Here is a 17063-nt window from a genome sequence, read left to right on the forward strand (position 1 = left end):
TTTATTTATGCAGCTCTGCTGCCTCGTCCCAGTAAGCCTCCGGCTTCCAGCCGTCAGCAAGCAATTTTACCAGCAGCTTGCCGGTATTGGCAGCATCGTCATAAGCAGTATGCCACAAACCGCCTGTATCAACGTTTTGTTCTTCTGTTGCCTTCTTCAGCCCGGTCGTATACGTATCGCCTTTCAGCAGCTTATAAGCTGCCGCCAGATCAAGATAGTCTTCAGGTAAAACAGGATTTTCCAATTTATGCCGTCTGCAGCCTTCCGCCACCACCTTATAATCCTCATCACCCCAGGCCACAAAATAAGTCTGCCCCGGTACATATAAAGCTTTGATCTGTTCAAGCATCTCTCCAAATTCTATTGCTGATTCCATATCCTTTTCAGTGATCATACAAAAATCCATTCCCTCTTTAGCCTGCTTCGGATAAAAATGCGGATGGACAAAATTTTGGATCTTACCTGTGACCGCAAGGGAATTTCCATCTATTTTCACCGCTCCGATCTCAATTATTTCTGAAAAAAATCCTCGTGGACGTCCCATTCTTTTGGTATATTGAGTAAACTCAAAATCTGCCACAAAAAAGTCCCTGCTCATCAATCTGCCACCATCTTTTCTAAATATTTACATTAATTATAACACCATCTGCCATTAATGCACTATCTGCTGAATTTTCCGAATTATAAAATTTTGCCTAATTACTTAAACTTTCCCTAAAATAATGCTAAAATATAAAAGTTCATACTTTTATAAACAACAGGAGTGTTATAGATGCAGCAACATCAATTAAAAGGCAGCCTGATGCTGTTTTTCTGCGCCCTGATCTGGGGACTGGCCTTTGTCGCACAAAGCGTCGGAGCCGACCACGTAGGCGCATTTACCTTCAATGGCCTCCGCTCATTGATCGGCGCGGTTTTTCTGATCCCCTGCGTCGCCTTTTTTGACCGGCTTGCAGGCAGACCTTTTTCTATTTGGGGTACTGATAACAAAACAGAACAGCAGGACCTTATTACCGGCGGCATCGTCTGCGGTATCGTGCTGACTATCGCCAGTACTCTGCAGCAGATCGGTATCGGCCATACCACTGTCGGCAAAGCCGGTTTTATTACTACGCTCTATATCGTTATCGTGCCCCTTTTTGGGCTTATTGTACACAAAACCGTTACCAAACTGCAATGGCTCAGCGTTTTTATTGCCGCTGTCGGTATGTATTTTATCTGTATTACCGAAAATTTCAGCGTCAATTACGGCGATATGATCATTTTGGCCTGCGCCTGCTTTTTCGCACTGCATATCATCACTATCGAACGTTTTTCCGTATTGGTAGACGGTGTGCGGATGTCGCTGCTGCAATTTGCCGTCTGCGGTATTTTAAGTCTGCCTGCCATCTTCTTTTATGAAACGCCGTCCTGGGAAGCGCTTGACCAGGCCTGGCTGCCTATCTTATACGCCGGCATCATGTCCTGCGGCATCGCCTATACCCTGCAGATCCTTGGTCAAAAATACGTCAATGTTATTTTAGCTTCCATCATTTTAAGTATGGAATCCGTCTTTTCGGTTTTCGCAGGCTGGCTGATGCTGGGCGAACAGCTTTCCCTGCGTGAAATAGGAGGCTGCGTACTGGTCTTTGCCGCGATCCTGCTGGCACAGATGCCTCCCAAACAACAATAAAATAAAAACTTGCAGCATAAACAAAACCCGTTTCTATACAAAATATAGAAGCGGGTTTTTATCTTAACCACTGCAAAATATACGCCTGCTGCTTTAACCAACGCTGCCGCATCTGATAATCAGGTAAAACACTGGCTACACGCTGCCAAAAACGGCGGCTGTGATTCATATTGCCAATATGGCTCAGCTCATGCACCACAACATAATCTAAAACTGCCAGCGGATAAAATACCAGCCGCCACGAAAAATTCAAATTTCCCTTTATACTGCACGAACCCCAGCGTTTCGCCGCTGAAGACAGCTTCACACTCTGATAAACAACACCCATCAACTCCGCATAATGTGCTGTCCGTTCCTGCAAAACTGCTAAAGCCTGCTGCCGCAGCCATTTTTCCAGTGCCTGCTGCGGTTTGAACTGTGGACACAACAGCACTGTACCGTTTACCTGCACCTGCCCAACCTCCGTCAGACGCAGCGTATAGCTGTTATCCAATACAGACAACTGCATCCCATCGGTCAATATCAGCTCCCGCTTCTTCTGCACTGCGGCATAATGCTGCTGTTTCTGCTCTATCCACCCGGTCTTTGCCTGCACAAAATGTTCTATATCGCTCAAACGGGCCTGCAACGGTGCCCGCACCCTGCACTTGCCCTCGCTGTCGATCACAATAGCAATCGTCCTGCGTTTACTTCGTATCAACTCATAAGCTACTGTCATTCCTGTCTCCATATCTTTATGCTGTTTTTAAAATTCTGCCTAACCGCACACACGCACGATCATTTCCTTATTTTTCAAACCCGCCAGCCATTCGTGCGGAATACTGTCATAACCATAGTACAAACCTGCCAGACTGCCGGCAACGGCAGCAACTGTATCGGCATCCTCACCCAAATTTACAGCCCACAACAGACATTCGCGGTATGAATTCGTATTGGCCAGACACCACAACGCCGCTTCCAGCGTATCTACAACATAACCGCTGCTCTCGATTTCATCTGCCGGCAATTCATACACACTGCGGTCAATAATACGGCTGTAATAATGCAGCTCACGGTTATCATCTGCATCAGCCACCTGCCGCAGATCATCTACAGCCCTGATAACACCCCGCACAAGTAAAGTTGCCAGCTTAAAACGCTCCCGGTGCTGAATGATCTCACCGGCAACAGCACAATACAAAAAACATCCCAAAGTGCAGCAAATATGCGCATGGGTCAGCGCCGAAACATTACGAATGATTTCATATCGTCCTGCTGCCGGCTGTGCCTGCAAATAAAACTCTACCGGCAAAATCCGCATCAGCGAACCATTACCGCAGTTCCATTCGTTACGCGGTGCGCAGCACTCCAGAGGTACTCCGTTCAAATAATTCAGCAGCGCCTGCTTCGTTGTTGCGCCAATATCAAAGGCCACGCCTTCAGGCGTCAGATAGCCATATTCCAGCCACTTGGCAAAACGCCGCAGCAAATCATGATAATCAAGCCGCCAGTCATTTTCGCGCAGGCTTGCTAAAGTGCACAGAGTCAGACTGGTATCGTCCGACCACAGACCCTGCCTCATCTCAAGTACCGGGCTGAACTTCAGACTTTCGCGTGTTTTTCCCTGCGCCGGCTGCCCCAACGCATCGCCCACCGCCAAGCCTAAAACGCCGTTTAAAATATAATCAGTCATATTCTTCCTCGGTCAGCTCAAAACGGTATTGCTGCTCCACCTCGGGATACTTTTCACGATCCACCTCGGAAGCAAACATCGCGTAAGGCCGCACATAATAAGCAAAATCATCATACAAAGCCTGATAAACAACGCACTGCTCACCTGTTTCAGTATGCTGTGCCACAACTAACACCTTATAGTCCTTCCCTTTAAAATGCCGATAGACCCTGCCTGCCAAAATCTTACGCATAACAATTACCTCATTCAATATTTAAAATTCATTCTCACAGCTGTTTTTAAAACTCGCGTTCCAGCCCTTCATGCGCCAGCTCCATATTCTCTATCGCATTTTCATTACTTTCGGCGTTAAACCCCGGAACACAATGTTTAACAGGCCAGGCGTTAACAAGCTGCCAGCGTGCCATTACTTTTTGGCAATCGTCCAAAAGCTCGATCGTCACATTTTTCCGCTCAAACTCTCCACGCTCAACACTTTCAAACCAATCCGTTAAATACCGCGAAACAGATGTGCCCCATCTCAGTGTTGCGTTACCATACTTTTTTAAGCCCGGCATTTTCACAGGCGTGCCTGCCTGATGATCACCTGCCCGGTATTCTATGGGCTCGTCAGCCATCTCAGGTGCTGAAACTTCTGAAAAATACCCTACTGCTTTACCATCTATCAAAACATTAAAATTATATTTTTTAAAAGGATAGCCTGTTGCCATTTGCTCTCACTCCTTTATAATTGCCGCCCGATATTCTCATGCAGCCTGTATCTATATTTTACCCTATTTCAGCTTCAAGTTACCAGCGAAATAATTATGAACTTCAAATAAAAAACAGCCTGCAGCAGTTATCATAAGCTACAGACTGTCTAAAGTACAGTTCTTTAATATTTTTATCGGCTCAGCTACATAAAATCTAAAATCGTTACCGGCAACAACTGCATCCCGAAGGCTGGTAAAATGACCAGCAGAACATCGGCAACCAGTAAAATCACCGTGCTCCAGAACAACAGCTTACTTAAAATATGTTCATCCCGTTCTTCTTCAGTAAGATTGCGCAGAATAACATTTTCGACGAGAAAGCTGGCAGCGCCATAATAAAGCCCTATCACCGCCAAGCTCATAACTGCCGTTCCCAGCTCACCGCTTACTTTGATCCTCATAAATTTCATCCCCTATCTTGTGTATGTTTTTTACTTTGCCAACCGTTTTTTTTACCTGCTGCATTTTTACTTTCAAATCAGTAAAATTAAAACTGCTGAGCTGCGTCCACAAGTCATTTTTACCCTGAATGGAAACAGTCGTATATTTTAGTACCGGAAAAACACCAAATAATCTGTATGTCGTATCTTCGATATCGATACTCTCAATATCCTTATACAAATATACTCCGGCTCTTGTTAATACCCCGCCAAAAATTTCCAGCCCGTTTTCATAAATATCTACTCTGTAGCTGCCGGCCTGCCAAAAAAATACAGCAGCCGTCCCCACTGCGCAAGTTGCTAAAATCAGCGGCATCATACTTATTCCACCGTCAATTACCGCCATAACCGCCATCAGCAGAAGAAATCCTATCACCCCTGTCGACATCAGCCTGTTCGACTTCACCACATCAAGCAGCCCCCGCAGTCCAGTACTGTTTGCATCCATCCAAACACCTCACCTGTAGTTTTGCTTAACAATATAGCATATATTATTTGCAAAGTCACTATCCAGATTAAAAGTTAACAATCAGCTAAATCTAAACAGCCCGGCGCCTATCCTTTGAAAAATAATAAAACATTGCCAGCAATGACTATCTGTGTTATAATCTCACTTGATATTGATGAGCCGATATCTTTTGCTCCGCCTGGAGCACAAAGCACCTGTGTTTTCACGCAGGTGCTTTTGACTTTTATGCTTCAGCATATCCGCAACTTTGACAGCAATGCCGTAATAAATAATAAAAAACAAACCCTATAACTTCTGACGAAGTTATAGGGTTACTTTTCAATCTGGTGGAACTAACTGGACTCGAACCAGTGACCCCCTCGATGTCAACGAGGTACTCTAACCAACTGAGCTATAGTTCCGCAACGATGTTATTTTAGCGCAGAATCACCTTTTTGTCAAGCTGTGACAGCGTAAAAATCAATGTCCCCAGGCTGTCCGGCAGTTTATTCCCGTATCGTAACTTTAGTACCGACCTCGACATATGGCAGAAGCTCCAGCAGCTCGCCGTTACGCATCCGCACACAACCTTCAGAAACCATCGTACCAATGGATTCCGGCGCATGTGTACCATGAATACCAATCCCGTCCCAGCCTGTTACCAGAGAAATAAAATTAGGCCCGTAAGCCCCTTTAATCTCACCTTTGCCGTCGCCGAAATCATGCGTCCAGTACGATGCGTCTAAAATCTCGTCCACCTCAAAATTACCTGTCGGCGTAGTCATATCGCCGGCACGCTGCTTTTGACCCGGTTTTGCCCCAACAGCAACGCCCCATTGCTTAATTACTTCGTTATCCTTCAGCACATACAGCTTGTACTCACTTTTATCTATCAATATCGTATAAGCAGGTTTAACAGCTTCCGGCTGCTTTTGCTCCTCTTTAGGAGGCTCTGCAGCAGGGGTTTCCGTCTTGACCTCCTGCCCTGGCTGCTCAGCAGTCTGCGCCGACTGCTGCTGAGATGTCTGCTGCGGCACCTGCTGTTCTTTACTCAGCCCGTCTAGATACCATATAGCAGCCGAAACCAGCACACCGATCAAAATTATTACAGCGGCGATCTGTTTCTGCTGACGCTGCCGGCGCCTGACACTTTCTTCCTTAAACTGGTCTTTATAAGATTTGCTCACAGTAACATCTCCTTTATGTTTTTATGGTATAACCGACGCCAGTTTTTGTCAATCGCTGTAAAAATATTTACTAGCAGGTGCAGCCGTGTTAAAATATAAATAACTATTAACCTTTGATGACGGAGGCCCATATGGAAAACCTGACTGTAAACTTTCAGCTGCCTGCCGCTGCAGTTTTTATCCCGCTACTGCTGGACGACGGACACGGCGATTATAACCGCAGCTACGAACAATACGAAAACAACGACATAGATTATGCAGATTATTCGACCGACCACCGCGATAACAACTATCGTAATTTTGAAAAGAAAAAACGTAAAAAGACACAAAAAGAAATCGTCGCCGATATTTTAAAACGCTGGGATTAAGCACAACAAAACCACTCAACTATAAAAGCTGAGTGGTTTTTATATTACCAGCTTAACCTGTTACCTGCTTTATAACAACATGCAAAAGCAGCTTGCAATTTCTGCCCGCTGCTTTCACAAGCCTGCACCCCTCACTTATACATTGCTAATATTCCCCTATAACAATGCAAAGTTATCAAAACGTCCATCTGGCGCCGATGTTCCACTGCCAGTCTTTAGTAAAATCACTGCCTGAGCTGCGTTCCACATCCAGATAAACATGACTGTTTTTACCTGCGGCAAAAGCGGCGCCAACACCATATTCAAACCAGGTATCGTTAAAGGTATCGCCAACCTTAACTCTATCCCTGCCGTCATACATCGTTACATCATAAGCGCCGCCGAACTCATGCAGCAGATTGGCCTTAGCATAAACGACGCCTTTGCTGCCGACCTCTTTGCCGATATTGAATCCGATACGTCCGACAGCGCTTTTGATCCCGCTCTGGCTTACTTCGATACCATTACTGGTAGTATAACTGTCACCGCCCAGATAACCTAAAGTAAACTGGGCCTGCGGCTCGATATACCAGCCGTTGTGCAAGACATTTTTCCGGCCGTATTCAGCACTCAGCGATACGCCGGTATTGTTAAAATCACCGGTGATCTTATTATTTTTCGTATCGTACACCTTAAAATCATTCTCCAGATTACTGACTTTAAACACCACATCCAAATAATGCCCTTTACTGCCGATTTCCGTATTATAGAAACTGATCGCCTTGCTGCTGTTGTCGCCGCTGCCACGATTGTAACTGCTGTCGCCGTCAACATAGCTTACCGCCGCCCCCTGATAACGTATCTTGTCGTCAGTATTTTTAGTTATGGTATCGTAACCCAGCTCGTAAGAAGTATACTTGTTTTCAAAATCAAATTTTCCGTCACGGCCTATTTTTGTTCCCCGCAGCCGGAACCAGGCCCCCTGGGCTTCTTCGCCATTATGCCGCAGCTCACCCATACGCTGCAGCAGCTTGTCGTTTTCTGTCCGCCACGTGTGATAGTTCAGCGCATTGGCTGCAATGATCGTATCCGTACTGGTAGTAGGCTGATCAATATTCGTTACCTGCTTCAAATACCAGTCCTTAGTATAATTACCACTCGTATCGGCAGTATCCTGATGATCCAGCTCATAACGCTTCCAGTACAGCGTCCCCTCACCATCTACAGCGGCAAAACTGCCGTTATGGTTATTGACAGTCGCCAGCACCGTACCGACGCCTTCTTCCCCTACAGGCGTATAACCATTGACCTCGTACAAATCAATATACTGCGTCCCGGTCAACGTATCGGTAACATACAGCTTGTCGCTGTTCAACGAATTCTGACTGGCATCGATATCCATTTTGATAACGCCGTTCTCACCGCTGAGATTATCTACCGTCAAAGTGCTGAAAGTATTACTGTCGTGAGTCATATCCACTATCGAATTATCGTTATGCAAATGCGTCAGGTTAGAATCACCAGTCACCTTCCAATAGGAAGCCTCCTCCAGCGAAATATTAGTTTTAGCTGTACTGGCAGTGCTTATCCAGCCCTCGATAAACGATCCGCTATTAGCAGTAAGATCAACTATGCCGCCACTGTTATTAAGGATATTGCCGTAAATATTATATTTGCCCGCATTACCCACCACGCTGCCGTTATTATAAGTATAAATAGCATAACTCGCAGTACCGCCCTCAGTCGCACTGATAACAGCTCCATTTAATACAGCCTCGCTGCCAGTGCCTTGCGCCAACACACCTGCTGCCCATTGGCTTCCATCATCCGCACTGACGTTAATAACAAGATCCTTAGCTGCCTCAAACTTCCCTTTATTAAATACAAATACTCCCAACGCCACGCCATCCCTGCTGTTAGCAATGATAGAAGCATTTTCCCCCAAAGTAACCTTAGCGTCGTTAAAACCAACCTCGACTCCTCTGGTATCCTTTCCGCCTGTAACAAATAACCTCAACCCATCACCAACAGAAATAGTAGCTCCGTCATAAGAATCGATACCATAAGTCCAGCCAGTTCCCGCATTGATAACATTCAACTCTAAATTATCGCCAACTTCAATAATACCTGAATCCATTGTCGCATTATCACCGGCATACATACCCTTCATCACATTAGGCTGATTATTGGAATCCAGACCGCTGACATTACCGGAAACAGTGATTTTAGAATCATCACCGATTTTTACAACTCCGGAAGCATATGTCTTAATACCATAAACATCCAGATTATGTACCGTTCCTGAAGTATCAATAAAATTCATCTCGATCTGCTTCAGGTCAATCGTGCTGTTATAGCCAAAAATACCAATAGAATCGTAGCCACTGTTTGTAGAGTTGGCAAAACCATTAATATCCAGCTTGATAGCACCGCTATTATAAATAAAATCATTACCACTGGCATAAATGCCCTTCGTAACATGGCTAATGCTGCTGGAGTCGATAGACGCTATTCCCCCAAGCGCCTCCAACTCACTTACTGTCGAAAATGGCTGATCGACACCTTCAGCAGCCCACACCACATTATTTAATGACATTGCTAAAACGCTTGCCAAGACTGCTTTTTTAATTACATCTTTTTTCCTTTTCATAGTTTAACCCTCTCCTTTACAATTGCTCTTGGTTTTTCATTCGCTTATGCAAATCAACTAAAACCATAGATACTTCGCTTATAGTATAATAAATTAACTGCTTTAACAAGTTATTCTCATCAGTTTATCACTTCATTTCTGAATTATCACAGCAATTTTTCTGTGATACAGATGCTTTATCCGTTCTTTACCTTTAATACTTTTCGTTTTTAACAAAATTATTACCACTAAAAGATTGTAAATATAACTGTTAAGTTATAATAAGTTACGCATAATAAAATAATTAAAAAAAGCACAGACCAATATAGTCTGTGCTTTTATAATCTTCTCAAATCTAAATACTGCAATAAAGAAACGATATCTTTATCAAAACCATAAATCAAAATTCAAACCTTACTCCTGCATTTACCTGCCATTTCTTTTGGATATCGGCGCCAAAGCTCCGTTCGATATCGCCGTATAAATGACTGCTGTTGCCCAGCTTGATATTACCACCCAAACCAAGCTCAAACCAGGTATCGCCATAATCCTGCGACTCACTCAATGTTTCACCATTGCCCGCCAGCATCATGACATCACGGTTACCACCAAACTCATGCAGCATATTCACTTTAAGATATACATCGTTGCCTGACGCATCTTTTTTGCCTGCTACTACGCCCAAACGTCCAATGCAGCTGTTTACACCGCCCATATAAACATTATTGCCACGATCAGTCGTGTAGCTGCTGCTGCCCAACCGTCCTACAATCAGCTGTGCCTGCGGTTCGATAAAAGTCCCCTGTGCTTTATTCAGTTCTATGGTTTTTCCATATTCCACACTCAGACTATACGCATGGCTTTTTGCCTTGGCCTTATCCGGATAATCGCCATAGGACCTGATGTCCGTATCAAACTGGCCGAAGCGAGTCACTACATCTGTATAGCTGCTGTTATCGCCATGCCAGGTTCCATAAATACTGCCTGCAAACAGCTTGTCTTTACCGCTTCCGGTCCCATATCTGGCATTAGCATTACCACTATCAATAGCAAAGCCATAGGTACTTTTGGCATTATCCGCTTTATCATATCCCAGTTGATACATATTATAACCGCTGTCAAAACCGCTGCCGGCAAACTTTCCGCCGCTGTATCGTGCCCAAATGCCATCACCATCTACTGTGTTGTCTCTAAAACGCAAATCTCCCAGACGCTTACGCAGACTGTCGTTGGTATTACGCCAGAGAGCGTAACTGTTATCCATTGTAGAGAGCAATACTCCCGTATCATTATTTATTACTTTTTCTATTTTGGTTAAATACCACTCCTTTTTACTGCCTGTACTACCATCTGCCTTAGTAACATCTGCACCATTCTCAATAGTCGGCGTAACATCCCATATACCTCCAGCATTAAGATGCTTTCCTGTAAAGGTGGCTTTTTCACTGGTATCAGTTATCAAAAGTAGACTTTTATTACCTGTTACTTCAATACCACTAAGCAGACTTGAATCCTTGACCTGTACATAAGTAATCCCTGCCGTAGCACCTGTAATAGCAATCTTATCGCCATTGGTTTCACTGGCAAGGTCGGTATCCATAACAAACTTTCCTCCAGTACCGCTGTAATCGGTAACATTTAAAGTATCTGCTCCTTGTGTCAAATCAATAACAGCATTATTATTGTTTATCAACGCATTTACAACACTGTCGCCTGCCATATTCCATGTCGATGCATTATCAAAGCTAAGATTAGTTATTCTATCTGCGCCATTTGCACCAATACTAGCACCAGTAAGAAAAGAATCCGCCGTCTTCAAACTGATATCGATCAAAGCTCCTTGAGTACCATATTTGGTAAAATGTTTAACATCACCCAGAAGCTGCACTTTTTTTCCTGTCACCGGATCTATTTTAATTGATGCATCGTAACTACCACTATAGCCTACAGCACCTACTGCTGTACCATTATTTGTCTTAACAATAACTTCACCCGTATACTCGCTGTGATCCCCAACAGAATTTGCACGTAAACCAATGCCTTTTTCACTTTTAACATCAACCCTTACATCACCATCTGCTTTAATACTGCCGCTGATACCTACAGTACCAATCAAACCTGCATCGTTTACTGCGGCCCCCTGTACTGCTACATTAATTTGTGAACCAGCTTTCGCACTAGATTCTGTGCCATTTACATTAGTCAAAAGTAATCCAAACACACCTTCAGAACTTCCTGTACTGCCAGACTGTAGACCGTTTGCTTCAACATCAACATTTAAAACAGCATTAGTTTCCAAATTGAAGCCTTTGTCATCTCTGTCATAAATACCGTGTGTTTGCCAGTAGGTGTCTTTAGTATTTTTCAAAACAATATTTGTCACAGAATTATCTGCCAACTTAACGCCGCTGAATAAGCCTTCAGCAAAATCACTGCTGCCTTCAACATTGATATTGTTTTGCAGTCCACCAATTGTTATATGTGTGGCCGAATTCGTATTCCCTATTACAGCAGCCATTCTTTGATAAGCAGTTGTATCGTGAATATTGATATTCAAATTTCCGGACACCGTAATGGCATCATTGGATGCGATACCAGCAACCATCCCGCTTTGTCCGCTTATATCCATATTCACATCATGGGCAACAGTGACCTGGCCTGCATTAATGCCACAAGCACTACCTAAGCTGTTTATCTTCATCTTTACGCTACCGTCAATGGTGGATGTCCCAAGGATACCAGTAACGTTTTTCCCTCCGCTCAACTCTGCTTTCACATCGCCTGCAACCTGCGCTTCACCTTTAACACCTATAACATCAGCATTGGCATTGCCGATGATACGCATATTCAAATCGCCATTGATCATTGCGTTGTTGCCACCAACATTGATACCTGTAGTTTTATCGTTGCCATTAATATTATCCAGAATAATAGTTGTGTTATCAGACTTAAAATCCGCACTGGTATTAGAAATTCCAAGCATACCTGCACTGGCATGACCACTGCCGTTTTCTTTTTTAGTAAGCTTTATAGCAACATTTTTCATTCTCATTTGATTAGATGTCTGATTTTCTATCCCTACAATATATCCCTTGCCACTGCCGGTAATGTTTATATCATCAGCAGTAAATGTACTCGCGGCACTAGTTCCGTTTTTGTTGGTAATTCCTATCAGGTTACCATCATTATTGGCCTCAATTGTAATATTCCCCGCCTTAAAATCTACCGCATTATTTCCGTTAATCCCATGGCTTCCATTGATAATACCGTAAAGCTCACTGCCATAGCCTGTCAAATCCATTTTTATATTACCGGCAGTAAATTTTGAGGCGTTGTTGGCCCCTGTACTTTGATTGACAATACCATTGACCATAAAATTACCTGAACCGCCAACAACTGTAATTTCCATATTTTTACCTGTATAAACACTGCCGCCATCATTAAAAAAACCTGCCGCCTCATTGCTATCGCTGCGCACTTCCAGTACAATGTCGTTAGCTGTCAATATACCATTGTTAGTATTTATGATACCCATTGGCTTATCAGTCGTACTGTGCACACTATAACTTTTACTTGCCTCAGATATATCAAATGTAGTGCCACTATTATTTAAGCCCCATTCCAAAGCCATTGCACTGCTACTACCAACACCCGACAACATTAAACTCAAAATTATAGCCTTCTCCAAGTTTTTCATTTTCATAAACATCCTTTCATCTTTTCTGTTTTTGATCAGGTCTTTTTTTATAACAAGAAAAACTGCAAAAATACTGCCGTTTTCTTCCTACCAGGGCTGTATAAACGTGGTAAGTCTTATTACAGCCAAACTCACGTCCGCAAATTGGGCACCGCACCGTTAAACCATTTAAACCAGGTTGTATACTTTTATTGGTAACCTCTTCCCATATCTCGATATGCAACTAAAACATCTCCTTGCCGCTATTTGTTACTCGTCGCAGCGCACCAGCCTAAAGCGCCTAAGCTTATTTTTACTATTCAAAAGCTCTTTATAGCCCTCCGGGTCTACTATCTCGTCTAACGTGCACACAAAACGCTGCTTTATTTTTAGCAGCATCTTTAAGCTAAGCATCACTCGGCCACTTTCTACATTGCTTAAATGCGTCTGCGAAATACCCAAAAATTTAGCAAATTCTGTTTGCGTTATGCCATTGCGGGTACGCCTTACTTGGATCTCGCAGCCAACTTTTTTATAATCCAACTCTTCCATCTTCCCATCCATTTCCACCGCTTATCCGTGTAGCAGGCTTGCTACCGTCATTGCTTGCAGCTTCTTTTCAATCAAGCTCTGTAGCTCACAGTAAAAGGCCCGTACCGGACAATTTTCAGTAGCAAAACGGCTGCAATACCTGCCGACCTCCAAACAACGGTTAAGCTTTGTAGTCGCCTCCAGCACATTGATGATTTCGTAAAGGCTGATCTCCGTTGGCTTTTTAGCCAGCAAAAAGCCGGCCCTGTGCCCCTACTATTCTTTTGATGATACCGGCCACTACCAGCTTGCTGGTGATTTTTAAAACATAGCTTGGCGGTATACCCATTGCCATAGCTATTTCATTCGATGTTGCCAGTTCATCTTTGATAGCAAGATACAAAACAGTCCTGATGGCATAATCAGTCGTAACATTTAATTGCATCATCTGCATCGTCCATCTCCTCACTAATGGAAACCATACCTTCTCAGGTTTCTTTTGTTACAAACAAACAAGCCCTGATAGTTGTCTATAAAATCCAACCAACGGTTTTGCTATTCTATATTTTTTCAAAGCATTTTTAATATTTTACATTATATTATCATATTCGTCCCCCCCGCAAGACATTCTTGCTCGAATTATCAAAAAACTTTGTTCGATGGTCTTGCAACTGGTAACTTTTAGGTGTATAATAAAAAATGTAAAAGATAAGGCGACACTCACCTTTAGGTTAAGTGTCGCCTTATCTTTTTGTTTTCCCACAACTGCATAGGCTATGACTGTCGCGTCATAGCTCCAAACAATCACATGTTTACTTATTTTGGCATTGAGGTACTGTTAATTACAGGCTTTTTATGCTGCAATTAACAGTATTGTTACCATTTCAACCAAATAGCTTCCTACATGGACGTTATTTTTGTGTACCTTGTTCTTTTACAATGGCACTGCTTAGCTTGTTCAGGCAGGGCCGCAGCTGACAGGGAAAACAGCAAGCGGCGGTTGAATGAAATCATCAGGCATTTGGAAAACAGATATACAGTAACAGAACCTGTAACGGACTTATAAGCATAAAAAATACCGGATAGAATATCTATCCGGTATTTTTTGTGTTTTAATCGGTTCTTTTTATTGCAATTTCGCTTTTAAGGTTTCGATTTCACGGCTTTGCGCTTCTAATTTCATCAATAACAGCTGGATTTTTTCTTCCTGAGCTTTTAAGGAAGTATCGACTTCACGGCGTGTGTAAATAATATCACGTTTTGGTACTTCGCCTTTTTTAGTGCGGTCTAAAGCAAAGTTTACACCAATATTACCCATTTTTTTACCGCCCTGGGTTATACCCATCCCCAGCGAAAACATTACTTCCTGATTTGGTGCATAAAATCCGCCGACGGCCAAAGCGTTTTTGCCATCATATGACCCCATTGCCATCGCCAGTTCACCTTTGTTACCATCCTGGAAGCGTGGGTGCAGACCTGCCATTGCCGCTGATAATGCGCCAACGCTGTCTATTTCTTCTCCAAAACGGCTGATATCGTTACTGAGTCCCTGGATATCCTGTTTTACCTGATATAACTGGCTGCCGTTTACAGCGTCTGTTGAGGTCGCATCGACACGTCCGGGAGCAACATTACTGATCGTTTTGTTATTGGCATTGATACCGTTGCTGTCGATGTAGGTTTCGTTGCCGACCTTATATTCTTTGGCTTCGATGCTGTTTAAGCTTATATCATCTTTTAAAGATACTTTATAATCGTTGTTGCCCAGTTTATCTATCTGGATATTTTCACCGGCGCTTAAATCTACACTGCCAACAGTTCCAAGAGTATCCATGACTGATTTTAACTGTTCTTCAGTTGCAGCACGACCAGTTGTTGCAAAATCAGCGCTGTTCAAAGTCGTATTGGTAAGACCTGTTATTTCACCGATTTTATTGCCGTTATCAGTGCTCCCTTCTATAGTGACATTACCAACTTGTACTTTGTCTTCTAAACTTACTTTGTATTTTACAGGATCACCGTCCTGAGCAACATTTTCTACCTTCACACCGCTGTTGCTGTCGCCTTCAACAGTAACTTTATTGGCTGCGATCTGGTCATTGATATCACCAAATTTGACCTCCAGATTATCAACCCTGTTATTCAGGTTAGTGATAGAGGTATTATTACTGATGTCAAGAGTTTCTCCAAGCTTAGCGTTAGGCGCAATAGTTATTTTAGCTCCTTCTGCAGTAGTTTCAACGCTGACATCGATTTTATCTTTGGCTCCGATAAATTTGATATCTGTTTTGTTTTCGCCGCCAAGTCTGATATCTGTTTTAGTACCAATTTCGTTACTTACAGTAAATCCGCCCTGCAGCTTTGTGATATTTTCGTTGTTAGTTGTCTGGTCTGTATTAAGTTCATCTACCAGATTTTTTACACTTTTAAGCTGCGCTACATTGACTGCGTCAGTATCTTCTGTACCTGCCGCCAAATTGGTGATCTGGCGTGTATTAGCGGCATGGAACTTACCGTTCTCATCTGTATATGCTGCCGAACCTACGCTTATTGCGCCATCACTGCTGCGCCATGCTGAAAGGGCATTATTTTTTTCTTCTAAAGCATTTAAAAAATCCTTATTTTGGCTTAACCATGCATTTTTTTGTTTAGTAGCTTCTAACATACGAGTTGACAGATCAGCTTTTTTGGCCAAGGCAGTCTCATAAGCTTTTTGTTTTTCCGCATCCGTACTGCCTTTTGTATTGCGCAGGATATCGTCGTTCTTTTGCGCTTCATCATAAAGGCTGTAATAGTTTTTCATAACCTCTGTATATTCGTTATTTTTTTCAGACCATTTATTATTGAATTGATTTACAACATCAGCTTTACCAATAGATGCGGCAAGCTCCATCTCTGTTGCAGGCTGACCAGCAGCAGTCGCTACAAAACCAATTTTCCCAGCAGCCGTATCGGCAACTGCATCAGGGCCAAGCGCAACACCGCCGTTTGCCAAAACCGATGCACTATCGCCCAGCGCGCTGCCACGCCATGCTACATAAGTCCTGTCACCCAGGGCAACACCATAAGCTTCTGCAGAAGCGCTGTCCCCCACCGCAACGCCGCCTCTGGCAAACGCATTATTGCCAATAGCTGTGCCGCTGTAGGAAGAAAATAATTCCCCAGGCAGATTTTTGTAAAAATCACCGGCAGTTGCGTTATAGCCTATGGCAACGCCGTTAGTACTTTGCGTATTATTACCAACAGAAGTGCCTTTGTTCGTTGCATATGCATTAACACCGACAGCAGCCGAGTTACTAGTGGCATAACTGGCAGCGCCCAAACTCGTAGAGCTGATAACAGACGTTGCATTATAACCGACCGCAGTACTGTATCCATGCGACGCAAATGCACCCATACCCGCTGCCAAAGCGCCATAATTATTTTTATCTAAGGCGTTAGGCCCTGCGCCTTCTCCATTCTCATTATTATTTTGAGACTTTTGGCTGGCCTTCTTATAATCAATAATTCCTTTTTGGGACAAATCTTCAAGAGTAGGTTCTGTACCTACGCCAAAATAATATCTACTGCCCTGATTAGTTACCCCTGTAGCATCTGCTGCAAAACTATTACTGACATATACAGACTGCATCAAAGCTAAGGCAATGCAAAGGCTCAATTTTTTATTTATTTTTTTCATGAAAAATCAGCTTCCTTCCAACAATGGAAG

General features: G+C 43.3%; 17 protein-coding genes and 1 tRNA gene. 3 read left to right on the plus strand and 15 right to left on the minus strand.

Features of this window, described 5'->3' with window-relative positions; genetic code table 11:
• Nucleotide 1 precedes the first annotated feature (1 nt).
• Nucleotides 2–598, minus strand: coding sequence for a 3'-5' exonuclease (locus C8D73_RS01500; RefSeq protein WP_113077095.1), 597 nt, complete (start codon nucleotides 596–598; stop codon nucleotides 2–4).
• A gap of 174 nt (nucleotides 599–772) precedes the next feature.
• Here C8D73_RS01500 and C8D73_RS01505 point away from each other — a divergent pair, with 174 nt between their 5' ends.
• On the plus strand, nucleotides 773–1672 hold the full coding sequence (locus C8D73_RS01505) for a DMT family transporter (protein WP_113077096.1): 900 nt from the start codon (nucleotides 773–775) through the stop codon (nucleotides 1670–1672).
• A gap of 58 nt (nucleotides 1673–1730) precedes the next feature.
• On the opposite strand, the gene C8D73_RS01510 is transcribed toward C8D73_RS01505, so the two are convergent.
• The 6 genes from C8D73_RS01510 to C8D73_RS01535 all read right to left on the minus strand — a co-directional run bounded on the left by C8D73_RS01510 (nucleotide 1731) and on the right by C8D73_RS01535 (nucleotide 4984).
• Nucleotides 1731–2390, minus strand: a complete 660-nt coding sequence (locus tag C8D73_RS01510) for a M48 family metallopeptidase (RefSeq protein ID WP_170123148.1) — start codon at nucleotides 2388–2390, stop codon at nucleotides 1731–1733.
• Nucleotides 2391–2429: 39 nt separating this feature from the next.
• On the minus strand, nucleotides 2430–3344 hold the full coding sequence (locus tag C8D73_RS01515) for an ADP-ribosylglycohydrolase family protein (protein WP_113077098.1): 915 nt from the start codon (nucleotides 3342–3344) through the stop codon (nucleotides 2430–2432).
• Complete coding sequence (locus C8D73_RS01520; protein ID WP_021718284.1) at nucleotides 3337–3576, minus strand: DUF1653 domain-containing protein; 240 nt, start codon at nucleotides 3574–3576, stop codon at nucleotides 3337–3339. Before C8D73_RS01520 ends, C8D73_RS01515 begins: the two co-directional genes overlap by 8 nt.
• 46 nt (nucleotides 3577–3622) lie before the next feature.
• Nucleotides 3623–4054, minus strand: coding sequence for a phage tail protein (locus C8D73_RS01525; protein ID WP_021718283.1), 432 nt, complete (start codon nucleotides 4052–4054; stop codon nucleotides 3623–3625).
• A gap of 185 nt (nucleotides 4055–4239) precedes the next feature.
• On the minus strand, nucleotides 4240–4497 hold the full coding sequence (locus C8D73_RS01530) for a hypothetical protein (protein ID WP_113077099.1): 258 nt from the start codon (nucleotides 4495–4497) through the stop codon (nucleotides 4240–4242).
• Complete coding sequence (locus C8D73_RS01535) at nucleotides 4475–4984, minus strand: YdbT family protein (RefSeq protein ID WP_113077100.1); 510 nt, start codon at nucleotides 4982–4984, stop codon at nucleotides 4475–4477. Before C8D73_RS01535 ends, C8D73_RS01530 begins: the two co-directional genes overlap by 23 nt.
• A gap of 114 nt (nucleotides 4985–5098) precedes the next feature.
• On the opposite strand from C8D73_RS01535, the gene C8D73_RS11190 reads away from it, so the two are divergent.
• Nucleotides 5099–5296 carry a hypothetical protein gene (locus C8D73_RS11190; RefSeq protein WP_130921064.1) on the plus strand — a complete coding sequence of 66 codons (198 nt, stop codon included), beginning with the start codon at nucleotides 5099–5101 and terminating at the stop codon, nucleotides 5294–5296.
• Nucleotides 5297–5329: 33 nt separating this feature from the next.
• On the opposite strand, the gene C8D73_RS01540 is transcribed toward C8D73_RS11190, so the two are convergent.
• Nucleotides 5330–5406 (minus strand) — tRNA-Val (locus tag C8D73_RS01540).
• A gap of 84 nt (nucleotides 5407–5490) precedes the next feature.
• Entirely contained in the window at nucleotides 5491–6171 is a 681-nt protein-coding gene (locus C8D73_RS01545) for a L,D-transpeptidase (protein ID WP_227202304.1), read from the minus strand.
• A gap of 131 nt (nucleotides 6172–6302) precedes the next feature.
• Between C8D73_RS01545 and C8D73_RS01550 the strand changes: the two genes are divergently transcribed.
• Nucleotides 6303–6539, plus strand: coding sequence for a hypothetical protein (locus C8D73_RS01550; RefSeq protein ID WP_211305760.1), 237 nt, complete (start codon nucleotides 6303–6305; stop codon nucleotides 6537–6539).
• A gap of 175 nt (nucleotides 6540–6714) precedes the next feature.
• Here C8D73_RS01550 and C8D73_RS01555 read toward each other — a convergent pair whose 3' ends face one another.
• The 6 genes from C8D73_RS01555 to C8D73_RS01575 all read right to left on the minus strand — a co-directional run bounded on the left by C8D73_RS01555 (nucleotide 6715) and on the right by C8D73_RS01575 (nucleotide 17033).
• Entirely contained in the window at nucleotides 6715–9168 is a 2454-nt protein-coding gene (locus tag C8D73_RS01555; RefSeq protein WP_113077101.1) for an autotransporter family protein, read from the minus strand.
• Nucleotides 9169–9547: 379 nt separating this feature from the next.
• Nucleotides 9548–12808, minus strand: a complete 3261-nt coding sequence (locus C8D73_RS01560) for an autotransporter outer membrane beta-barrel domain-containing protein (RefSeq protein ID WP_249033575.1) — start codon at nucleotides 12806–12808, stop codon at nucleotides 9548–9550.
• 285 nt (nucleotides 12809–13093) lie between these two features.
• Complete coding sequence (locus C8D73_RS01565; RefSeq protein WP_113077103.1) at nucleotides 13094–13387, minus strand: helix-turn-helix transcriptional regulator; 294 nt, start codon at nucleotides 13385–13387, stop codon at nucleotides 13094–13096.
• Between the two features lie 9 nt (nucleotides 13388–13396).
• Complete coding sequence (locus C8D73_RS11270; RefSeq protein WP_211305761.1) at nucleotides 13397–13609, minus strand: Rrf2 family transcriptional regulator; 213 nt, start codon at nucleotides 13607–13609, stop codon at nucleotides 13397–13399.
• Nucleotides 13599–13808, minus strand: coding sequence for an Rrf2 family transcriptional regulator (locus tag C8D73_RS11275; protein ID WP_211305762.1), 210 nt, complete (start codon nucleotides 13806–13808; stop codon nucleotides 13599–13601). The genes C8D73_RS11270 and C8D73_RS11275 overlap by 11 nt, the downstream gene beginning before the upstream one ends.
• Nucleotides 13809–14480: 672 nt before the next feature.
• Nucleotides 14481–17033 carry a YadA-like family protein gene (locus C8D73_RS01575; protein WP_113077104.1) on the minus strand — a complete coding sequence of 851 codons (2553 nt, stop codon included), beginning with the start codon at nucleotides 17031–17033 and terminating at the stop codon, nucleotides 14481–14483.
• Nucleotides 17034–17063 lie beyond the last annotated feature (30 nt).

The sequence above is a fragment of the Phascolarctobacterium faecium DSM 14760 genome, from assembly GCF_003269275.1.
Classification (GTDB): Bacteria; Bacillota; Negativicutes; order Acidaminococcales; family Acidaminococcaceae; genus Phascolarctobacterium; species Phascolarctobacterium faecium.